A 22,744-nucleotide genomic window follows, 5' to 3' on the forward strand; every position below is an offset into this window, starting at 1 on the left:
GAATAAGTCTGATCGTTTTGTCAAAACGAACGATCGTTTTTTTTATAGAACGGATGTGGTGAATGTCTCAGCCAATCGAAATTATTGCCAAAGGTTTAACGCGTGAACGTCAAAGAGCAGGGCTTTCATTGGCAGAGGTTGCTCGTCGTGCAGGTGTTGCCAAATCTACACTTTCGCAGTTAGAGGCAGGGCAAGGTAACCCTAGCATTGAAACCTTATGGGCACTTTGTGTTGCGCTCAATATTCCATTTGCACGGTTGATGGAAGAGCCGAGTAATCAGGTACAAGTGATTCGCTGTGGTGATGGGCCAACAGTGAGTTCTGAGATTGCCAATTACAAAGCGATTTTGTTGGCGACTTGTCCGCCACATGCGCGCCGAGATGTGTATTTACTGATTGTTGAGCCGGGCGAAGACCGTCTTTCAGAGCCGCATCCAGTTGGTTCTGTGGAGCATATTATTGTGGTTGAAGGTAAAGCTTTAGTGGGCTTAATTGATGAAGCTGTTGAGCTTGGAGTTGGAGACTATATTTGTTATCCAGCTGATCAAAAACATATATTTAGAGCGTTGGAAACAGGTACAAAGGCATTATTAATTTCTGAACAAAACTAAAGAATTTCAAGCTGATTAAAATAAAAACTAAAAGCCATTTACCAGCTTCCTCTACAAAAAGGGCCAATTTTGCGTATAAATTTTGCAATTGGCTCTCTCTTTTATTCCAAAAATGGCTCTCGTTTCTTGAGTGCCGAAACGACAAATTAAAGCTATTGGAAGTATGCATACGGAAGCGCCGGATAAGCTCAGTGAATTTTCTGTTTTAGGAATTGGGCAGAACGGCTAAATTTTTAGGGGATATTTTTTGGCTTCGGAGGATTTCCGAGACTAGCCGATATCCTCCATATATTAAGGAAAATGATATGGCAGCTCATCAAAATGGTTCTGAAGCCAATCACTCCCAAAGTTTAAAACATGGACTCAAATCACGCCACTTAACGATGATCTCGATTGCAGGGGTTATTGGTGGTTCTCTATTCGTTGGCTCAGGCAGTATTATTTACAATACGGGACCTGTAGTTTTCTTAACTTACGCTTTAGGTGGTCTACTCGTTTGGTTCATCATGCGTATGTTAGGCGAGATGGCCGTTTTAAACCCTGATAGTGGCTCTTTTTCAACTTATGCTGACCGTGCGATTGGCCGTTGGGCAGGGTTTTCAATTGGTTGGTTGTACTGGTGTACTCTAGCCATGCTCATGGGTTGGGAAGCCTATGTAGCAGGTAAGATTTTAAACAATTGGTTCCCGTTTATACCGATCTGGGTCTATATGGTCGTGGTGATTGGCGCACTGGTTGTCGTTAATTTACAAAACGTGAAAAACTATGGTGAATTTGAGTTTTGGTTCGCCCTCATCAAAGTCATCGCGATTGTTATTTTTCTTGTGATTGGTAGCTTAGCCATCATGCATTTGTGGCCTTGGGGTAATCCAGCTGCATCTGGTATCAGTAATTTAACCTCTCAAGGCTTTATGCCTAATGGTGGTTCATCCGTTATTACCGCCTTACTTGGGGTCATGTTTGCCTATATTGGCGCTGAAATTGTGACTGTAGCAGCGGCAGAATCGGCAAATCCATCTAAAGAAATTCGTAAAGCATCAAACTCGGTGGTTTGGCGAATTATTTTATTCTATGTAGGCTCAATGTTTGTGGCGGTATGTTTGATTCCTCACAACAATGAACTTTTGAAAGATTCGACTTGGGGAACTTATAGCGTTACGTTGTCTGCGCTTGGTATTCCGGGTGCGCGCCATATCGTAAACTTTGTGGTTCTAACCTCGGTATGTAGCTGCTTTAACTCAGCGCTTTATACGTGTTCACGTATGTTGTTCTCATTATCTAAACGTGGTGATGCACCGAAAAGCTTTGGCTCTGTAAACAGTAAAAGTAGTCCGTGGGTGGGCGTGATTGTGTCATGCTTCTTCTCTGTAATTGCTGTGGTTTTAACTGCAACTAAGAGTATGGATGTTTACGACTTTTTCATGCTAACGACGGGTGCAGCAACACTGTATGTATACCTGACCATTGCTTATTCTCAGCTTCGTATGCGTAAAAAATTAGAAGCTGAAGGCGTGAAAATCGACTTTAAAATGTGGATGTTCCCTTACTTAACTTACGTGGTAATCTTTGCAATTATTGGTGCAATTCTGACTATGTTGATTGAAGGTACCTATTTTAAAGAAGTGATTTACACTACAGTATTGTTCGGCATTATTGTGTTCTTCGGTTTGCTGTCTGAAAAACTGGGATGGGGGAAAGAGCGTAGAGCGACTCATTTAACTCATAGCCATGAAGAAAAGTTAGTTTAATTTTTTAAATAAAAAAGAGCCTCACTGCGAGGCTCTTTTTTATTTGGCTTAGTACGAGAAAACAACTAATTCAGCGTAGGGATGCCTGCTTCACGTAAGCATTGAAGCAAGACGCCAAAAGCCATCACCATATCTTTTTCATTTACACAGGCAAAGCCCATAAGCAGTCCACGTTCTGCATGTGCATGCGACTGCATGTAGTACTGAGACAGTGGTCGAACTTTGACACCACGTTCAAGCGCAGTCGCTGCAATCGCGACATCATCACAAGCGTTCGGTAGTTTTAAAACCAGATGTAACCCTGCGGCTTCATCATATTCATGAATAAATTCGGGGCCAAGGTAGCGTTGAATTAAGCTCACCAAGTAGTCGCGGCGCTTGCCATAGAGTAGGCGCATACGGCGAATATGCGCTTCGTAATGGCCTTCACGAATAAATTCAGCTAAGGCTTTTTGCTCAAGCAAATGGCCCCCACGGTAAAGCTCGGCTGCCACAATTCGTAATGGTGAAAAAAGTGGTTTGGGTACGACCAAATAACCAATTCTTAAAGAGGGGTAAATGGTTTTACTAAACGTGCCCATGTACAGCACAGGCGCATCATTTTCTAAGCCTTGTAAAGACGGATACGGTTGACCTGAAAAACGAAACTCACTGTCATAGTCATCTTCGACAATCCAGCTATTATGCTGGCGTGCAATTTCAATCAGTTTGCGTCGTCGATCTAGGCTTAAATGTGAACCTAGCGGATATTGATGTGATGGTGTGACAAAAATGAGTTTAGGCGGCTTTGCCGGATTTTCTTCAGGAATAATACCTTCAGCATCGACAGGCATCGGTTGAATATCGAGACCATTAATTCGTAAGGTATTACGCATTCCCCAATAAGCGGGATCTTCAAGCCAGATTCGATCACCAATATCACTGAGTGCACGTGAGACCAAATCAATCGCTTGGTGAATGCCTTCGGTAATAATAATCTGATCTGCATCGCACTGAACCGAACGTGCAACACGTAAGTAATCTGCCAAAGCACTTCGAAGCTCGATACAGCCACCAGCGTTGCTATAAATCAGGCGGTTAATGTCCGGTTCGCGGCTTAGGCGTGCTTGAATACGACTAAAAATATGATGTGGAAACTCTGTTACATCGGGTGCTCCCGGCACAAAAGCTCCCCATTGGTGTGGCGACGCTGCTGCATAGCCTAATAAGTTAGAACCACGCTGCGAAAGGGCATAAGAGCTTTGAACTTTCGGGCTTGAAACCGCTTTTTTCTTATTTTGAGTATTTAAAAAACTCTCTGGTAATTTTTCGGCAACCCATGTGCCATGACCTGTACGGGCTTCTAAGTAGCCTTCAGCTTGTAGCTGTTCATAGGCGGTAAGCACTGTATTTCTAGAAACATGAATTTCACTGGCTAAGTCGCGTGACGCAGGTAGACGAGTCTTGGGCTGGATGACTCCATCAATAATGGCACCACGCAGGCAACGGAAAAGGCGTTGATGTAGTTTCCCTTCAGTGTCCTGTTGGAGTCGTTGCAGCAAATGATCTCCAAGTAAACTACGCAATTGGCTCTCTCCTACAGTTAAAAAGTGGCTCTCGTCAGTTGGCGTCAGACGAGCGAAATTACATGCATAGGCAGTCGTTGTAAAGCACCCTGAAAATTAAGCACAGGATGCAAGAAACCAAAGCTGCAACTGATGATGAAAATATGAGGGAATCAAATGGATAATCAACATTCTGCACTTAACGCACGTAAACAGCAAGCAACTCCACGTGGTGTAGGCGTGATGTGTCAGTGGTATGCGGAAAAAGCTGAAAATGCCACGCTTTGGGACAAGGAAGGCAATCAATTTATCGACTTTGCTGGTGGTATCGCGGTTTTAAATACAGGCCATCGCCACCCTAAAGTGATTGCAGCGGTGACTGAGCAACTCACTAAATTTACTCACACTGCCTATCAAGTAACACCATATGAAAGCTATGTCGCTTTAGCTGAGCGTATTAATGAACGCGCGCCAATTGCGGGTCCTGCGAAGTCAGCTTTTTTCACAACTGGTGCAGAAGCAGTTGAAAATGCAGTGAAGATTGCTCGTTCTTATACAGGTCGTCACGGCATTATCACTTTTGGTAACGGTTTCCACGGTCGTTCATTTATGACGATGGCAATGACAGGTAAAACGGCTCCTTACAAACGTGATTTCGGCGTAATGCCAGCGGGTGTGTTCCACGCGCGTTACCCAGTGCCTGCTAAAGGTATTTCAGTAGACGCGGCAATTGAAAGCGTTGAAGATATTTTCAGTGAAGATATTGCACCACATGATGTTGCGGCAATCGTACTTGAGCCAGTACAAGGTGAAGGTGGTTTTAATGTTGTGCCAGCTGAGTTCTTAAAACGTTTACGTTCAATTTGCGACAAGCACGGTATTTTATTGGTTGCTGACGAAGTGCAATCAGGTTTTGCCCGTACTGGTAAATTGTTCGCAATGAACTATTACGAGACTAAAGCAGATCTCATCACGATGGCGAAAAGCTTGGGCGGTGGCTTCCCTATTTCAGGTGTTGTTGGCCGTGCAGAAGTAATGGATGCGCCTAACCCAGGTGGATTAGGTGGTACTTACGCAGGTAGCCCGATTGCAGTTGCTGCTGCGCACGCGGTTATTGATGCGATTGAAGAAGAAAACCTATGCGACCGTGCAAATGAATTAGGTGCAGAGTTAGTCGCTACCCTTAAAGATATTCAACAAGCAACAGGCGACGTCGTAACTGATATTCGTGCATTAGGTTCAATGGTTGCAGTAGAGCTTGAAACAGCTGAACAAGCAAAAGTTGTACAAAACTATGCAATGGAAAACGGGTTGTTACTTCTTACTTGTGGTAAATACGGTAATGTAATTCGTTTCTTATATCCATTAACCATTCCTGCTGAACAATTCCGTCAAGGCCTTGATATCTTGAAACAAGGTTTTGCAACTCTAAAAGCAGGTAGTGCAAAAGCAATGGAGCAATCTGCATGATTCAAAATAATTTGCAGTATTTATTAAAACATCCTGATATTTCATTAGAAGCACCTGCATCAAATGACTATATCGAGGTGAATGATGCTGCTACAGGTGAAACTTTGGCATGGGTAAAAACCTATGACCGTGCAGGAGTTGAAGCCGCAATTAACCGTTCAGCAAAAGCGCAGGCTGCTTGGAAAAAGCAAACTGCCTTGGCTCGTGCTGATGTGCTATTGGCATGGTACAACCTCATGCTTGAGCACAAAGAAAATCTGGCTCAAATCTTAACAGCTGAGCAAGGTAAGCCATTAGCAGAAGCACGTGGTGAAATTGGTTATGCAGCATCTTTTATACGATGGTTTGCCGAGCAAGCTCGCCGTATTGATGGTGAAGTGTTGACGCCAACCTTGCCAAACCAACGTCTGCTCGTGATTAAACAAGCGATTGGAGTTACTGCTGCCATTACGCCGTGGAACTTCCCTGCTGCCATGATTACGCGTAAAGCAGGTCCAGCCATTGCTGCGGGTTGTTCAATGTTGGTTAAACCAGCAGAACAAACACCGTTAACCGCCTATGCACTTGAAGTATTGGCTTTACAGGCAGGCTTACCAGCCGATGTTTTAATTAACATTAGTGGTGATGCGGTTGAAGTCGGTAAAACACTATGCGAAAGCGATATTGTTCGTAAGTTAAGCTTTACAGGTTCAACCCAAGTGGGCCGTATCTTGATGCAACAATGTGCGCCAACTATTAAAAAGCTTTCACTTGAACTCGGTGGTAATGCACCAGTTGTGGTATTTGACGATGCCAATCTTGAACAAGCTGTTCAGGGCATTATGGCAAGTAAATATCGTAACAGCGGTCAGACTTGTGTTTGTGCTAACCGTATTTATGTTCAAGACGGTATTTATGATGCATTGGCAGAGCGTTTGGTTGAAGCTGTGTCTAAGCTTAAAGTTGGCGATGGCCGTCAAGAAGGTTCAACTCAAGGGCCTTTAATTGATGAAGATGCGATTGCAAAAGTTCAGTCTCATATTGCAGATGCAACTGAGAAAGGCGCGACAATTCGTATTGGTGGTCAACGCTCGGCACTTGGTGGCACATTCTTTGAACCAACAGTTTTAACTGGCGTAACGCAAGATATGAAAGTGTCTAAAGAAGAAACTTTTGGTCCGCTTGCCCCACTGTTCCGCTTTAAAACTGAAGATGAAGCCGTAGCAATGGCGAACGATACCGAGTTTGGTTTAGCTGCTTATTTATTTACTCAAAGCACAGCTCGTCAATGGCGAGTGGGTGAAGCACTTGAGTACGGTATGGTCGGCATTAACACGGGCGCAATTTCAAATGAAGTTGCTCCGTTTGGTGGCGTAAAACAGTCAGGTCTAGGTCGTGAAGGTTCAAAATTCGGCATCGAAGAATATGTCGAAATGAAATACCTCTGCGTAGACTTATCTGAGTAAGGAACAAAGCGAGTTCGTTTTGTTCTGAACGAAAACATACAGTTATGCTGTATGTGATGTTTCACAAAAAACCGGTCATGCCCATTCATGACCGGTTTTTTATTTTAAGTCGATAGATAGCCATCACGACTTTCAGGCAAACGCCTGAGTTCATCAATCAGCGTTTCAATGAGTTTTTCAACTACAAGACGCTGGCCTTTTCTCGAAACATATACCAATTGCAGCGTACCAATATTCGACTTCCAGTCAGGAAGAATATGGATAAGCGTACCCTTACGAATTTCAGATTCGACGGTTAAAAAAGGAAGGTCGGCAATGCCTAAACCATCCATCACGGCATAATACACACCAGCCAAATCATTACTTTTGATTCGTGGTTGATAAGGCACATCAACCGATTCACCATTACGAATATTGCATAAATGCCAAATAGGATTTTGCTTTTGCGTACCTAAGCTAATACTTGGAAAGTCCTGTAATTCTGAATAATGTTCAATGATCCGACCTTGCAGTAATTCAGGCGAAGCCACCAGACAATGATCGGTTTTAATCACATCACGAACAATTAAATTCGAATCTTCATTGGGTTCGAAATTGGTGCGAATCGCGAGGTCGATGTCATCATGCAAGATATCTACTCGACGGCTTGTTAGCTCGAGTGCGATCTCAACTTTGGGGTAGGTTTTTAAAAACTGATTTAAAATTTTTCTAATTTGAAAATGCATCATCAGAGGTGGGCAACTTACTTTGACCAATCCTTGAGGTTCACTTTTTTGCTTTAATAACACGTTTTCTGCACATTCAACTTGAGTAATAACCTTGCAGCATTCCTCATAAAACTCTTGGCCTAAATCGGTCACCTTAAAATGACGTGTTGTCCTTTGAATCAGGCTGACATTAAATTTATTTTCAAGGTCAATAATGCGTCGGCTGAGCTTAGATTTACTAATATTTTCGGCTTCACTAGCCGCACTAAAGCCGCCGTGTTTTACGACCAAATAGAAATAATAAAAATCATCAAAAGAGCTTATCAATGTCCGATCAATCCATTTAAATTTAAGATTAGAGCGCTTAAGCACTCTAATCTTGGCAATTCAGCTTATTTTTGCGATGTATTAAAGCTATAGCTGGTCATCAGGTTGCGGTAATCAGGAATATGATTTGAGAACAACGCACCTAGACCTTCCACATCATTACGCCAGTCGCGGTGTAACTCACACGCCATACCAAACCACGTCATAAGCTGAGCACCTGCTTTTGACATACGATCCCAGGCAGCATCACGTGTTAATTCATTGAAAGTACCAGAAGCATCGGTAATCACAAACACTTCAAAGCCTTCAGCGAGTGCAGATAAAGCTGGGAATGCCACACAAACCTCAGTCACTACCCCTGCAATAATCAGTTGTTTTTTACCTGTCGCTTTAACCGCTTTTACGAAGTCTTCATTGTCCCATGCATTGATTTGACCAGGACGTGGAATAAATGGTGCATCTGGGAAAAGTTCTTTTAATTCTGGAACTAAAGGACCATTTGGACCATTTTCAAAACTAGTGGTAAGAATAGTTGGTAAATTAAAATATTTAGCAGCATCTGCAAGTGCTAATACATTGTTTTTAAATTTATCTGGATCGATATCTCGAACTAAAGAAAGCAAACCTGCTTGATGGTCAACTAAAAGAACCGCAGCATTATCCTTGTCTAAACGCACGTAATCTTGAGCCATTTTTTATGTCCTCGTGTTATCAAAATAAATAATCAAAAATTATTGAGTAGGTCGTTATTGCCTAAAATTATGCTAGTTGAGTTTTATGTCGTGATTAAGTCTAAAAAATAGGATTAAGAATTTTAAAAATAGGACGATCTTAAAAAGAGTACCTCAAACTTTATGATTGTCTCATAGATGAAATAATGTGTTGCTAATCCTGATCTATAAACTGCAATTATTGAGGCGTAAAATCAATCTCAGTTCAAGAAAATCCTACATATATAGGAGAGATCAGATGAAGAAATTTCTTGGTGCATATCAGAATAACCACATGCATTGGGTGGGTGATGGTTTCCCTGTATATAACCTATTCTCTTATGACCGTTTAGGCCAAACCCTAAGCCCATTTTTGCTACTCGATTATGCAGCGCCATATACATTCTCGCCAACGACTGAACAGCAAGGCGTAGGTTCGCATCCTCACCGTGGCTTTGAAACAGTGACCATCGCCTACCAAGGTGAGGTGACTCATAAAGATTCAAGCGGCGGCGGCGGAACCATTAAAACCGGTGATGTGCAATGGATGACTGCGGGTGCAGGCGTTTTGCATGAAGAGTTCCATTCTCCTGAATTTGCAGAGCATGGTGGTCTTTTTGAAATGGTGCAATTGTGGGTAAATTTACCTGCTCATTCAAAAATGACGCCTGGAAAATACCAAGCAATTGAAGCGAAAGATATTCCAGACATTGCACTAGACGAGCACGGTAGTCATTTGCGCGTGATTGCAGGTGAATATGCAGATGCAAAAGGTGCAGCAAGTACATTTAGTCCGTTAAATGTATGGGATGGTAAATTGGTTAAAGGCCAAAAACATACCCTCTATGTACCTGAAGGTCACACCACGCTTGTTGTGATATTAGATGGTGCGGTTGTAGTCAATGATGCAAATCGTCTTGAAGGTAAAACCGTTGCGATTTTGTCTCGTGAGGGTGTTGAGTTTAGTTTAAATGCAGAAGAAGACACTAAATTTTTAGTGTTGACTGGTCAACCACTCAATGAACCAATCGAAGGTTATGGTCCATTCGTCATGAATACCAAAGCTGAGATTATGGAAGCGATTAATGATTTTAATCGTGGAAAATTCGGTTCAATCATGCAAGAAGCATAAATTGCCGAATTGCATTTGAATAACCTCTAAAAACAAAGTAATAAAAAGCCCGCTATCAAGTGTGAATAGCGGGCTTTTTCGCTGTAAAGATTCTGTTTTTATGATGGTTTTCATTGTTGTTGCGGCATTGTTTTATGTGATTTGCTTCTCATTATTATGAGTTAATAATATATTAAAAAAAGATGCTTGTAAAACAAATGATATAAAAATAGTTAAATTATCTTATTTTATTTAAAAGATTTTTTTTAAATTTTCAAAAAATATAAGGTTTTATCAACTTCTATGATTTTGTAAAAAAATATAAAAACTTGATCTGATTAGCAGCTAAATATTTTCTATATAAATTGATGCAAAAAATAAAAATCTGGTAGTTTTTAATACGGTGTTTTTTTGGGGTATGAGTGATAATCAAAAAAATTCTCGAAAAATGGGACATCATTTTGAATATCGCAATTATTGGCAGTGGAATGGCAGGGCTTGCGGCAGCAAGAATTCTGAAAGATGCAGGGCATACGATCACGATATTTGAAGCACTTCCTGGCCGGGGAATGGATAGCCATAGCATTGAGTTCGATGGTGGAATTATTGATGCACCGCTACGTGTGATGAATCCTCACTTATGGAAAAATACACTCAGCCTTGCTGCTCATTTAGGTATTAAGACCTTTCCAGTTCGTACTTATATGTCATGTAGCTGGTTATTCGAAGATCGTACGGAAACATGGTTAACGACATCTCGTAGCCGTATTGGTAATTTCCCGATTATTAATAACCGTAAAGGCATTCAGCAATATGGCTGGCGTCTTGTGAAAGGGATGTTGCAACTAAAAACTGCGATTCACCAGTTTTTCAAATCTAAAAATCAAGATATTACCCTCGCTGAATTTATTAATCAGAACGATATTGAAGAAGTATTCTGGCATGGTGTGGTTATGCCAGTGCTCTATACAATTTGTACGTGTAATCCAAAAACAATTGGCGATTGGCCTGCAAAAAACTTACTTGAGTTTTTACGTCACTTAACTGATGGCGACATGTTGTTGCGCATGAAAGGTGGCACACCAGCATTTGTAGATAGCTTGATTAAAGGCATCGATATCCATAGCGGATCGGCAATTAAGAAAGTTGAATTACAAGGCGAAAAAGTACTGGTTGAAAACAGCCAAGGCGAACAGAACTTATTTGATCGAGTAATTGTTGCAACGCCAACATCTAAAATCGATGAGTTTTTAAATCCTGAACAGTTTGCAGAAGATATGAACCTGCTTAAGCAATTCCGCTTTGAGCAAGGTGATCTTGTTATTCATACTGATGCGACCGTTATGCCACCACGCCGTAAGGACTGGTCAGTGCTGAGCTATATGATGGACCGTAAGTTTACGCGTCAGCAATTTACAGTTTGGATGAATGCGGTTGAGCCAACACTCGTGGGTAAAAATCCTGTATTCCAAACTTGGCGTCCAGTGGTTGATATTGACCCTAAAAAAGTTATTTCAAAAGTGACTTTAACGCGTGCGGTTGTAGACTCACAAACGGTTGCTTTAAACAAAGAATTGCAACAACGCCATTTAGACCCAAGCCGTAAAGTATTTTACTGTGGTTCATGGTCGTGTGATGGCTTGCCAATTTTAGAGTCAGCAGTGACTTCTGCCATGCATATTGCTGAAATTTTAGGTGCACCTTTACCATTTGTAGGTTTAAAACCTAAGGTGGAAGTTGCCCCAGAACTCGGCTACTAAAATTGTGAAAACAAAAGTTCGAGCAGCTCTCTCTCGACTCATTCCCCATAAATATGCAATTGATGCATCAAGCTTAGGGGATGATGGGGAGCTTGCTTGGACAAATTTGGGTTTTTGGAAAAATACCCAAAACTACCGTGAAGCTTGTTGCCAATTGGCAGATCATTTGGCACAAGCTGTCAATTTAAATTCAAAAGATCATCTCTTAGATTTAGGCTGCGGCCAGGGTGCAAGTTTGTTGCACTGGTTACAGCATTATCAGCCTAAAAGCCTCAGTGCAGTTGACTTACAAGCCCAATGTGTCCATAAAATTCAAAAGCTTATTCCCGAAATAAGCCAGATTTTTTGCGGTTCATTTTTAAATTTAAAACAATTTGAATTTAAACAATACTTCGATGTGGTGATGTGTATTGATGCCGCTTATCACAGCAATTTAAATTCATTTCTAGATTCCATCGCTCCAGTTTTAAATTCAAAAGGCCGATTAGGCTTTCATTACCTAATGCGTGCCGATTCATGTCAAAACATGACCGCTCTACAAGAACAAAAGCATCGTTATTTACTCAAAGCAGCAAATGTCGCTTGGGATACTGTGCCAAATGAAAAAATGCTCAGAGCTACCTTGGAACAACAAGGTTTTGTCGATATTCAAATTGAAGATTTATCTAAGCAAGTGTTACTCGGTTTTTCGCAATATATTCAAAATCAACAAGGACAAAAGCAAAGCCGAGGATTGGCAAATTTTAAAATTCAAATGACTGCAAAGTTATGCCAACAACTCTACCAAAATGGATATGTACGTTATATTCAAATCACAGCAATAAAAAAATAGGATGAGCTATGTCAGCCAAATATCAAGGATCGTGTTTATGTGGAGCTGTGAGCTACCAAAGTGAAGCAGAGCCACGTTATAGCTTTAATTGCCACTGTCGAGATTGCCAAAAGGCCACAGGTTCGGCCTATGCACCAATCGCTTTTTTTCACCAGTCTGAATTGAAAGTAAGTGGTGAACTTAAATATTTTGAGACTTTGGGATCTTCTGGCCGACCTATTAAAAGAGCGTTTTGCCCGACGTGTGGTTCTCAGCTTTTTGGCTTACCTGAAATTGCGCCTGAAATGATTTCAATACGTGCAGGTACTTTGGATGACCCGAGCCTGTATCAGCCTAGAGCAGAGGTGTTTGTGAGCCAAGCCTATGAATGGGATACGTTGAACCCAAACCTTAAACATTTTGAAAAAATGATAGAGAAGAGAAAAGAAGGTTAATAAATATCGTCAAAAATTATGATTCCTTTTTCTTTTAACTATCTCTGGATTTTCTTAATTGCTTCCTTAGGGAGTTTCGTTTTTTTTCTATTTGCAGTGGGCATAATTTTTAGTTCTAAATTACGCTCTGCAATTAGGAATGGAAATATATTGAGCGGGCTCATTTTCTTAATGAGCTTCTTATGTTTCTTGTTAAATATCGGCTTAAATGTGCTCTTACTCATCAGTGAGGATAGTGTAAAAAAAGAACATGCGGCTTTAAATAAAGTACTTGTAAAAGAAGAAAAAGTTTTAGGTATTCAGATGCCTAAAGGTACTCAACTTGAGCTATATCAACCTGATCAGTTTGAGTCATTTAGAAGTGCGACTTTCCCTAAACCTATTCATTTCGGAAATTTCAACATCAGTTCTATTGAGATAGCGAGAGGATATGAACTTGAGCTATTTAATGACAGATCTATTACTTTAGAAGGAGAGGGTACAGATCTGGTTGAAGGATGGCCATGTAAGGTTTCTGTTTATATAAAAGTTTACCTAGACAAAGATGCCAAAATTAACGGACTGGAATACTGTTCACTTGCGCATTTAGTTCGGTTGAATCATCTGGAAATTCAGCCAGTAGCTAGTATTGAACGTTCAAAAGACCAGAAATATCCAGATGGCTTTGTTTCAACGGATTACTGGGAAATTAAAGGCGCTTCTATAAAATATAAAAATATTTCGATGAGTTGGGCTGATATTTATTTAGACCAAGATAAAAACTTAGTAGGTATTGAAAATGCAAGATTGGAAGAAGATTTAAAAATAGGCAATATTAAGTATCCTAAAGGTACTGAATTCAATTTACTGGTTCGTCCTTTAGCTAAGCAAGAAGCATGGTTATTCATTCCCCCTGAAAAGTTGAACGCAATAGATAAAAATGGAAAAATTTATACCCATCAACAAGCAATTCTCCAAAGCCCAAATGGAGTAGTAAAACAGGTTCTTGATATATCCGACCCTAATCTTATGATGAGAATGATGAATTAATAGCTTTGGATTAGTAAATATTTGGCTAGAAAAAAATGAGGTGTACGCTTTTTCGTACATCCATTCGGGAAATTTGCGTCTTTCTATGACTTCATAAATTATCTATGATGCACTTAACGGGAACAGGAAGTTCCAAAACGTAAAACAACAATAATAAGTTTAAGCATCAGGACGTGAGGTATTACAGGAAGTGTACCTAGTAACGAAATACGAAAAAAGCCCAACAGGATGTTGGGCTTTTTTCATTTCTTATTAACGAATTTCTTTGCCACCTAAGACAATAGAGTCACAAGGTAGATTGTAAAATCTATAGACAACAAAAAACCCCATAAATCAAATATTCATGAGGTTTAATGATGGTGCCGGCACACGGATTCGAACTGTGGACCTACTGATTACAAGTCAGTTGCTCTACCAACTGAGCTATGCCGGCGATGTGGAGTGAATTTTACAGTTTCTTAAAAAAATTACAAGCCAAAAAATGAGCATTTAAATTTTTTCATATCATTTTTAAATTCTCATTGGGTTTAGCCTGAAAAAGTTAGGGTTTCAACACATTAATGCGCTTTCGCGTGTTTTGTATAAATTACTAAAAATATTCCAAGTAATGACAGTACAACGGTTAAGCCAACAATCGCACTCCAACCACCGTGTAGCCAGAACCAACCGCCTGCCGAGCCGACAATACTTGAACCCATATAGTAAAAAAGTAAGTAGAGCGAACTAGCATGTGCTTTAGCTTGTTTGCTTTCAGCGCCAACAGAACTACTGGTAAGTGAGTGGGTAATAAAGAAACCTGTGGTAATAAATGCAATACCAATAATAATGCCGAAAAGAGAAGTGAGCAGGGTCATAAGGCTACCCACAATCATGAGCGCAAAACCACTCATCATCATGGTTTTTTTACCAAAGCGATCCGCTAAGCTACCTGCCAACGATGAAGACACCATACCAAAGCTATACGACAAGAAAATAAGACTAATTTGTGTCTGACTGAGTGAATAAGGTGCTCCACTTAAACGGAAAGTGGCATAGTTAAACAAGGTGACAAAAACACTAGTCAGCAAGAACCCAATGGCAAACAGGCGTAATAATTTAGTATTGCTTAAATGAGCGCGCCACATTTGCATGTGAAAGCCTAAATTCAGCCCTTTTTTCAGCACAAAATTACGCGAAGCAGGAAGTAGTTTCAAAAAGGCAATTGAGCAAACAAAACAGATTGCCCCAAGTAAGCCTAGGGCTGTGCGCCACGAAAAATATTCAACCAAAATACCCATGCCGACACGGCCCATCATGCCACCAAAGGCCGTACCTGCAATATATAAACCCATAGTTTTACCTAGATGCTCAGGTGCAATTTCTTCGGCAATCCAAGCCATCGTTACTGCTGGTACACCACCAAGTAGTAAACCTTCTAATGCACGTGCCATCAGTAAACTGTGCCAGTTAGGGGTAAACATTGAGACAATATTTAAAGTTGCTGCACACAGCATTGAGCTGAAGATTACACCACGACGGCCAATCGCTTGTGAAAAGGCACTCGATAGCACAATCGAAATTGCTAAAAAGGCAGTTGTTAATGACAGTGCCAAAGAGCTACTCGCAGGGCTAATTTGGAAACTTTGGCTAAATGCAGGCAACAGCGGCTGTACACAATAAATTAGTGAGAAGCTAGCAAAGCCAACCAGGAATAAAGCGAAGCCTGCATGCTTATAGGCCTTAGTGCCTTTGTGAATCCACTCGCGGGACAGAACAGAAGTCGTCTCAGTGCTTAAGGTACTGGGTGTAGATGAAGAACTCATATCATGACCATGACAGAAAGAAAGAGCAGTGCCTGAAAGCATGCTGCATTGAGAAAATTCGATAAATTAAAATTAGCAATTTGAATGGTATTTTTCTAATATATTTAACAATGGGTCATGATATGTTTTATATATAGCGATGGAACTCAGGCATATACGCTACTTTTTAGCAGTAGCAGAAGAAAAAAACTTTACCAGAGCTGCGCAGCGTTTAAACATGAGCCAGCCACCTTTAAGCATGCAAATCCGCGACTTAGAAGAAGAATTAGGCGCAGATTTATTTATTCGATCACCTCATGGGGTGGAGCTGACCGAAGCGGGGCTTGCCTTTTTAAATGCGGTTCAGCCTGTACAGCAGCGTGTAGAAGATGCAGCGAACCTTGTTAAACAAGTGGCAAATGGTGAAGTGGGCCAATTGCGATTAGGCTTTACAGGCACTTCAATGTTGAACCCTCTAATTCCTAAATGTGTTCGCTATTTCCAGCAGCAATATCCGAAAGTGAATTTAAAACTTGAAGAAGCCAATACCTTACTTCTCATCGATTTATTGCTCGAAGACCGCTTAGATGTTGCAATTATTCGCTCACCACGCAACATTCCAGATAGTTTAATTATTCAAGAATTATTAGCAGAGCCACTCATTGCTGCTTTACCTTCCGAGTCTTTCCAACTCGACGATGCATCATCAGAAATTGATTTAACAGCACTACGAGAGCTTGATTTTATTGTCTCCCCACCATCCATTAGTGCAGGGCTTTTTGATGCGATTAAACAAGCCTGCCATGAGCGTGGCTTTGAACCTAAATTTGGACAAAATGCCCCACAAATTGTGTCGATTTTATCGTTGGTGTCTGCAAATTTAGGGGTGTCTTTGGTTCCTGAGTCGACCAAACAATTGCAAATTCAGGGTGTGGTATATCGCTCTTTGAAAGCGCCTGCACCTACGGTGGGCTTAGGGCTTGCTTATAAAAAACATGCCCCTTCACAAATGGCGATTAATTTTGTCTGTATAGTAGGAAATGTCCTCTATAAAACACATACATAATCAGTATTGATAATTGCTGGCTTAAAAGATTTTGGTATAGAAGAAAATTAATTGTGAGTAAAAAATAGACTTTCGAATAGTGTTTTTGTATTTATAATTTTGTGAAATAGAGAACAGAGTCATTAATTTTCAATGTTATAATTTATTTATTCTTAATAATGTTTCATGTTTTTATGGAAAAGTGAACTTTATATACTATTTTTTAATGATAAACTAAAAAATAATTGTAAAAGACTTTTTAATCTTTGTGATTTTTAAAAAAATTAAGGTAATTTTTTTAATTTTAATGATTTAAATTTGACTAAATGGTTATTATTAATATCTATATTTTTAAAAATTAAGTGTAATTAAACTTAATAATAATGGTTTTTAAATTTTTTATTTTTAAATTTTTTTTAAATATATTTTAAATAAATTAAATCCTTAGTATTTTGAATGTTTAACTAAACTGAAGAAAAACAATTGTAAAAAGATTATTTAAGTCAAATTAAAGCCTCATAGATTTACATTAAGGCCAATGATACACTCGCGTATCGTTTTGGAAGCGATATATAAATAATCATTTTTATAATTAGGAGATAATAATGAAAGTACACTCAACAGATGTACTTATTATTGGCGGTTCAATGGCCGGAAGCTGTTTAGCAAGACAGTTGAAATTAGAAAAACCTGAGTTAACAGTCACGGTTATAGAAAGAAAGAAATCTTTTGATCATGGTATTGGTGAATCAATGTTAGAGATTTTCTGGGACTATGCATGTAAGGATTTAGGGCTCTCTAAATATCTGGAATCAAATTATTACTATAAGCATGGTCTACGTTTTTTCTTTGAAAAAGATAATAAGGATACATCAATCACTGATATGAGTGAGATGGGTCGTACTTGGTACCATACCATTCCTGCGCATCAAATAGACCGTTCTAAATTTGATGAAGATCTTGTTGCTATGAATGAAAAAATTGGCGTCATCACAGAAAGAGGAGTGACTGCTACAGAAATTATAATTGGGGAAGACAACCAGCAACATGAAGTCTTAGCATCGAATGGTAAAACGTATCAATGTCGTTGGTTAGTTGATGCCTCTGGATTAGCAGGTGCCTTAAATAGAAAATTACAAGATGTAGAGAAACTAGATGTTCATCCTGTTTCGGCAGCATGGATGAGAGTTAAAGGTCTACAAGACCTTGATAGTATGGGGGATAAGGAATGGAAACAGCGTGTACGTTTTACTAACCGTTCATTATCAACTAACCATTTTATGTATCGTGGATATTGGGTTTGGTTAATCCCACTTGATGCAGATACATACAGTATTGGCGTGGTCTGGCACCATCAAAAGTCTGATGTATCGATAAAAAGTCAAAAAGACTTAGAGGAATTTTTATTATCCCATAAATGGGCTCAGGAGCTATTCGGAAGTGATTATGAAATAGTTGATTTTTCTGCCATCAAAAATATGGCACGTATTGCAAAAACTATTTTCTCTCCACAGCGTTGGTTTAGAACGGGGATGTCAGCCGGATTTATCGACCCGCTTTTTTCTTCAGGTTCTGCATGGTTAACCGATCTAAATAGAATGATAGTCGATATTATTCGATCAGATTTAGAAATGCAGCCCGAAGAGGCTGAGAAAAAGATACGTGGTTATGATTTATATGCACATTGGTGGTACGAAAACTTCCTCTTGCATATTACGGGTAATTATCATGGAAATTATGAAATGCATAAGGTGTTATTTAGAGCACTCCTTATGGATTATTTCGGAATTGTATTTCCAGCAAGTGTAGGAGAATATTGGAAAAACTTCGCTAAACTAAATAATGAAGAACTCATTGAAATTGAAAAAAATCTAAAAAGCCAAATTATGGAAGGTGGAGCAGCCTTTGCCCATAAAATTAAAGATGAAATGGCGGTTATTTTAGAAAAAACTGGTCAACCATTATTAAACAATATTAAAAAATTCCATGATGTTGAAATTCCATCAAAATATATGATGAATGCACATAATCGTGGTCAAAAAATTGATGAGAATGAAATTAATAATGTTCGGCAGAATATTGAAATTGAATCATTAATCGAAGCAACAAAGTCAATTGCTGGTTTATTTAATCGAACTTTATCTGAGAACGATTTAAATGAATTAAGTGAAAAATATTTGCAAGGAGATATTAAGAATCTAAATCAAGGTTTAAAAGATTTAAGTTTAATTTAAAAGTTTTCAAACATTTATAAGAGAAATAAGGATTTTTGCGGTGGAACAAATTTTAGATAATGATTTAACTTTGGCTGAACAGATTGTAAAGTTAATTTTTTATAAACGTCGTTTATTAACGAATGACTTAGAACAAGAAAACTTTCAAGAAGAAGCTTCTTTACATATTCAGAAAGTATTGCATTTTGTAAAGAATCAGCAACCTATTCATATGATTTTACCTGCATTTCCAGCCAAGTCACCGAATAGGAAAAAAACTTTAGATATTTTCCCTGATAAGGGTGAAGAGCTTGCTTTAGCTACCTTAAATAAATTATGCGAGAAAATAAAAAATATTTATGCACCTGGAGCAAAGTTAACCATTTGTTCTGATGGAAGGGTTTTTGCTGAACTGGTACGAATTCCAGATGAGGCCATATCTTCTTACAAGTATGATCTCATTGAGAGAGTAGGAAAACCTTATGCAGATAATATTGATTATTTTGATTTAGATGATGTTTTCCAAGATATACCTGAATATAGCACATTGCGTGAAGAGTTGATGGTTCAATATGGCGAGTCATTATTAAGCTTAAAACACCGTTGTAAACAAGAAAAACCAGCAGCTGAAATGTACCGCGGGATTTGTCGCTTTTTGACTGAGGATTTTTCAGGTCTTGATGAGTTTAAAGGCTGGTCAAAGAACCAGATATTAAATGTAGCTCGTATGAATGCATATCGGGTAATTCAAAGAAGTAACGCATGGACTAATTTACTGAAGGAACAATTTCCGCATTCAGTTCGTCTCAGTATTCATCCACAACCTCGAGTTTCAGAAAAAATTGGAATATTTCTGATGGACTCAGATGACAATTGGCGCACACCTTGGCATTCGGTTGTTATACAAGATGATGAAGGATTTACTTTGGTTCCCCGCCACAAAGCAGAAGAAGAAAATGCTTTATTAATCTTTAAAAATGGAAGAGCTAGCCATTATCTGCGTAATAGCCAACAAGAAATGTAAGTAAATATAGTTTTATATTTAGAGATTTTAATAATGTTTACTGTAAAAGATTTATCTCCATTTGGAGCATTAATAACGGCATCAGTCGATCATGACAATATTAATGAGATTGGTACCGAAGTTTTAAATAACTTGTTGTCTCAACACAAAATTTTAGTATTTCGGGGATTTAAACCTTTACCAGATCCACAATACATTAACTTCTGCGAATCATTAGGAGATCTGATGTACTGGGAGTTTGGTGCTTTACTTAACGTAAAAATGGAACAAGATCCTAAAAACCATATTTTCTCAAAAGGTCGGGTTGAATTGCATTGGGATGGTGCTTTTGCCAAACAAACTCCAAGAATCAATGCTTTTCAGTGTACCGTCTCATCAGAAGACGGACGAGGTGGGGAAACACTTTTTGTTGATACCACACGTATTTTAAAGGATATCCCTACTAGCCAATTAGAAAACTGGAAGAATATTAAACTGTCTTACTCGACTGAAAAGAAAGCACATTATGGTGGCTCAATTGATGTAAAACTCATTGAGACCCATCCTCATAAAGGTCATTCAGTTATCCGGTTTATTGAAATCGAAAATGAGGATAATCAGGAAGTGAATCCTGTAGAGCTCTCTATTAAAGATACAAATCATCAACCCATAAAACCACAAGAAATTGTTCAGTCAATTACTGAAATTTTATATGACCCTAAATATATGTACCGACACCAGTGGGTCAGTGGCGATTACATGTTGATTGATAACAACTCGGTATTACATGGCCGCGCAAAAGTTGAGGGGAATGTAGATAGACATTTAAAACGCGTCCACATCCTATAAATAAAGGATAGATAATAAACCTATGGAAAGTGTTAATGGAGCAAATGCTTCAGCAGTAAGTGCTTCAGCTGAAGTGATTACAACGGATTTTTTTATTGAATTAATGGTGATTCTGCTTGTTAGCAGAATCATTGCCTGGATCGCACAACGTTTTTTAGGTCAAACCAAGTCGGTAGGCGAAATTATAGCGGGAATTATATTAGGACCTAGTATATTTGGGCTTTTTTTCCCAAATGCATTTGCCTCATTTTTTAACCCTGATGTATCCATCATATTTACAGCAATATCCCAGTTTGGCTTATTGTTATTGATGTTTCATATGGGGTTGGAATTTGATATATCCTCTGAATTTAAAGAGCGTAAAAAAACCATTATCTCAATTAGTGCATTAGGTATTGCTTTACCTTTTTCATTAGGGATAGCGAGTGCTGGATGGTTTTGGAGTAGGATTCATGAGGCTCAACCAGATCGTTTGAGTTTTGCTCTTTTTATGGGTGTTGCTATGTCTATCACAGCGATTCCAATTTTAGGGCGAATCTTTATGGAAATGGGGCTCGAAAAAACTCGCATTGCCTCAGTGACGATGGGTGCTGCTATTATCGATGATATGTTGGGATGGATATTATTAGGAATAGTATCTGCTTTGGCAGTGAGTAATCTAGATATTCTCTCTTTCTCGATAAAAATTCTACTTCTGGCTATTTATATATTTTTCATTATTATTTTTTTTGGGCCTTTTGCCAGAAAGAATATTGATCGATATATTCAGAAAAAGAAGGGACTCGATGTTACTTTAACCTCAGTTCTTATTATTTTACTGCTTCTTTCATCCATGGTAACAAGCCGTTTAGGTGTGTTTTCAATTGCTGGGGGAATTATCCTTGGTATCGCATTGAAAAAAAGTGAATTACTCCATAAAGAATGGAAGGAGAAAATATCACCTCTTGTATATACTATCTTTCTACCGATTTTTTTTACATATACTGGTTTAAGAACAGATATTGGATCATTGCAATCCATTTCTGATCTATGGGCATTACTGTTCATTTGTGCGATTGCTTTTTCTGGTAAGTTTTTCGGTGGCTATCTTGCTGCTTTATTTTCAGGTGAAAAGCATAGGGATGCGTTGGTCATCGGTATATGTATGAACACGAGAGCACTGATGGAGTTAATTGTGATTAATGTTGCGTATGACTTAGGTGTGTTACCAAAAGAAATATTTACAATGTTAGTCCTTATGGCATTAATCAGTACCTTTATTACCACACCGATTATTCGTCGTTTATTAAGAAAGCAGCTTGTTGCTAATCAAGTAAGCACGGTATTTTAATTTCTAACATTTATTGTTTTCTACTTAGGAAGGTAATGAGTACATGAAACAAAAGAGTCCCCAAATTAGGGCTGAGTTAATTCGGATAGCAACCGAAAAATTCTTGGCTTTGGGATATGAGCGAACTACGATGGCTCAAATTTCAGCAACATTTGGGGGCTCTAAGACAACTTTATATACTCACTTTCCAACAAAAGAAGAGTTGTTCTTGGCCGTTGTGGAGGTTCTGGCGAAAGGACCTGTTGAACATGCATTTGCAGCACTGACAATAGAAGGAGATATTCACCAAACACTCATTAATTTTGGCAGAAAATATCTTGAGGTAACATGTAGTGAAAAAATTCTAAAAATTTTTCGTATGGGAATCGCCGAAAGTGAAAATTCTGAAGCAGGCTATTTACTATATGCTTTTGGTCCAAAGCTTTGCAGACAAAGAATTACCCGTTATTTTGAAGAAAAGAAAGAAAATAAAATTATAAAAAATTGTGACCCGCATTTAGCAACAATTCACTATTTAAAATTAATCGAATCTGACCTAATGGAACTGTTCCTTTTAGGAATTAAAGATGTCCCATCTAAAGCAGAAATTGAAAATTCTGTACAATCAGGTGTAGAAATTTTCTTAGCAGCTTATCTTGTTTAACTCCAGTTTTTATTCAAATAAAATTTGAATAATGAGCTACTTCAAATTTAAAAGTTACTCAATTTCCTACACCATAGATATTTTTAAACCCTAATTTTATAAATTATAAAAAAGCACAAATAGAAAATCTATTTGTGCTTTTAAGTTATAAA

19 protein-coding genes and 1 tRNA gene are annotated in these 22,744 nt (G+C 38.7%); 15 read left to right on the forward strand and 5 right to left on the reverse strand.

The genetic code is table 11. The features are described from left to right. Nucleotides 1–62: 62 nt before the first annotated feature. Complete coding sequence (gene ydcN / locus MKX14_RS06955) at nt 63–611, forward strand: helix-turn-helix domain-containing protein (RefSeq protein ID WP_002117406.1); 549 nt, start codon at nt 63–65, stop codon at nt 609–611. A 305-nt stretch (nt 612–916) separates the two neighbouring features. Beyond that, the gene (locus MKX14_RS06960; protein ID WP_240282116.1) at nt 917–2,359 is read left to right on the forward strand and encodes an amino acid permease; all 1,443 of its coding nucleotides are present in this window, start codon (nt 917–919) and stop codon (nt 2,357–2,359) included. A gap of 65 nt (nt 2,360–2,424) precedes the next feature. Here the strand turns inward: MKX14_RS06960 and MKX14_RS06965 are convergent, their stop codons facing one another. Then, on the reverse strand, nt 2,425–3,924 hold the full coding sequence (locus MKX14_RS06965) for a PLP-dependent aminotransferase family protein (RefSeq protein ID WP_240282117.1): 1,500 nt from the start codon (nt 3,922–3,924) through the stop codon (nt 2,425–2,427). 156 nt (nt 3,925–4,080) lie between these two features. On the opposite strand from MKX14_RS06965, the gene gabT reads away from it, so the two are divergent. Continuing rightward, nucleotides 4,081–5,373 carry a 4-aminobutyrate--2-oxoglutarate transaminase gene (gene gabT / locus MKX14_RS06970; RefSeq protein WP_002117401.1) on the forward strand — a complete coding sequence of 431 codons (1,293 nt, stop codon included), beginning with the start codon at nt 4,081–4,083 and terminating at the stop codon, nt 5,371–5,373. After that, entirely contained in the window at nt 5,370–6,818 is a 1,449-nt protein-coding gene (gene gabD / locus MKX14_RS06975; RefSeq protein WP_017481786.1) for an NAD-dependent succinate-semialdehyde dehydrogenase, read from the forward strand. The genes gabT and gabD overlap by 4 nt, the downstream gene beginning before the upstream one ends. Nucleotides 6,819–6,922: 104 nt before the next feature. Here the strand turns inward: gabD and MKX14_RS06980 are convergent, their stop codons facing one another. Next, on the reverse strand, nt 6,923–7,897 hold the full coding sequence (locus tag MKX14_RS06980; protein ID WP_017387540.1) for a LysR substrate-binding domain-containing protein: 975 nt from the start codon (nt 7,895–7,897) through the stop codon (nt 6,923–6,925). 20 nt (nt 7,898–7,917) lie between these two features. Beyond that, nucleotides 7,918–8,544 carry an isochorismate family cysteine hydrolase YcaC gene (gene ycaC / locus MKX14_RS06985; RefSeq protein WP_002052204.1) on the reverse strand — a complete coding sequence of 209 codons (627 nt, stop codon included), beginning with the start codon at nt 8,542–8,544 and terminating at the stop codon, nt 7,918–7,920. 277 nt (nt 8,545–8,821) lie between these two features. On the opposite strand from ycaC, the gene MKX14_RS06990 reads away from it, so the two are divergent. The 5 genes from MKX14_RS06990 (at nt 8,822) to MKX14_RS07010 (ending at nt 13,728) form a co-directional block, all read left to right on the forward strand. Then, entirely contained in the window at nt 8,822–9,694 is an 873-nt protein-coding gene (locus MKX14_RS06990) for a pirin family protein (RefSeq protein WP_240282118.1), read from the forward strand. A gap of 440 nt (nt 9,695–10,134) precedes the next feature. Continuing rightward, a complete protein-coding gene (locus MKX14_RS06995) occupies nt 10,135–11,433 on the forward strand; it encodes an FAD-dependent oxidoreductase (RefSeq protein WP_050501297.1) in 1,299 nt (432 codons plus the stop codon). Between the two features lie 4 nt (nt 11,434–11,437). Further along, nucleotides 11,438–12,265 carry an SAM-dependent methyltransferase gene (chiG, locus tag MKX14_RS07000; protein ID WP_240282119.1) on the forward strand — a complete coding sequence of 276 codons (828 nt, stop codon included), beginning with the start codon at nt 11,438–11,440 and terminating at the stop codon, nt 12,263–12,265. An 8-nt stretch (nt 12,266–12,273) separates the two neighbouring features. Next, the gene (locus tag MKX14_RS07005; RefSeq protein ID WP_240282120.1) at nt 12,274–12,699 is read left to right on the forward strand and encodes a GFA family protein; all 426 of its coding nucleotides are present in this window, start codon (nt 12,274–12,276) and stop codon (nt 12,697–12,699) included. An 18-nt stretch (nt 12,700–12,717) separates the two neighbouring features. Then, nucleotides 12,718–13,728, forward strand: coding sequence for a hypothetical protein (locus tag MKX14_RS07010; RefSeq protein ID WP_046811766.1), 1,011 nt, complete (start codon nt 12,718–12,720; stop codon nt 13,726–13,728). 357 nt (nt 13,729–14,085) lie between these two features. Here MKX14_RS07010 and MKX14_RS07015 read toward each other — a convergent pair. Then, nucleotides 14,086–14,161, reverse strand: a tRNA-Thr gene (locus tag MKX14_RS07015). 124 nt (nt 14,162–14,285) lie between these two features. After that, a complete protein-coding gene (gene sxtP / locus MKX14_RS07020) occupies nt 14,286–15,530 on the reverse strand; it encodes a multidrug efflux MFS transporter SxtP (RefSeq protein ID WP_240282121.1) in 1,245 nt (414 codons plus the stop codon). A gap of 139 nt (nt 15,531–15,669) precedes the next feature. Here sxtP and sxtR point away from each other — a divergent pair, with 139 nt between their 5' ends. The 6 genes from sxtR (at nt 15,670) to MKX14_RS07050 (ending at nt 22,592) form a co-directional block, all read left to right on the forward strand. After that, nucleotides 15,670–16,575, forward strand: coding sequence for a multidrug efflux pump transcriptional activator SxtR (gene sxtR, locus MKX14_RS07025; protein WP_046811765.1), 906 nt, complete (start codon nt 15,670–15,672; stop codon nt 16,573–16,575). Between the two features lie 584 nt (nt 16,576–17,159). Next, nucleotides 17,160–18,788, forward strand: coding sequence for an NAD(P)/FAD-dependent oxidoreductase (locus tag MKX14_RS07030; protein ID WP_133481255.1), 1,629 nt, complete (start codon nt 17,160–17,162; stop codon nt 18,786–18,788). 40 nt (nt 18,789–18,828) lie between these two features. Beyond that, nucleotides 18,829–19,791, forward strand: coding sequence for an isocyanide synthase family protein (locus MKX14_RS07035; RefSeq protein WP_046811763.1), 963 nt, complete (start codon nt 18,829–18,831; stop codon nt 19,789–19,791). A gap of 33 nt (nt 19,792–19,824) precedes the next feature. Continuing rightward, nucleotides 19,825–20,619 carry a TauD/TfdA family dioxygenase gene (locus MKX14_RS07040; protein WP_240282122.1) on the forward strand — a complete coding sequence of 265 codons (795 nt, stop codon included), beginning with the start codon at nt 19,825–19,827 and terminating at the stop codon, nt 20,617–20,619. 22 nt (nt 20,620–20,641) lie between these two features. Then, nucleotides 20,642–21,949, forward strand: a complete 1,308-nt coding sequence (locus tag MKX14_RS07045; protein ID WP_046811761.1) for a cation:proton antiporter — start codon at nt 20,642–20,644, stop codon at nt 21,947–21,949. A 43-nt stretch (nt 21,950–21,992) separates the two neighbouring features. After that, nucleotides 21,993–22,592 (forward strand): TetR/AcrR family transcriptional regulator, encoded by a 600-nt coding sequence (locus MKX14_RS07050; protein WP_080947629.1) that lies wholly within the window; start codon nt 21,993–21,995, stop codon nt 22,590–22,592. The last annotated feature ends 152 nt before the right edge of the window (nt 22,593–22,744 follow it).

Source organism: Acinetobacter pittii (assembly GCF_022449185.1).
In the GTDB taxonomy this organism is placed as follows: Bacteria; Pseudomonadota; Gammaproteobacteria; order Pseudomonadales; family Moraxellaceae; genus Acinetobacter; species Acinetobacter pittii_I.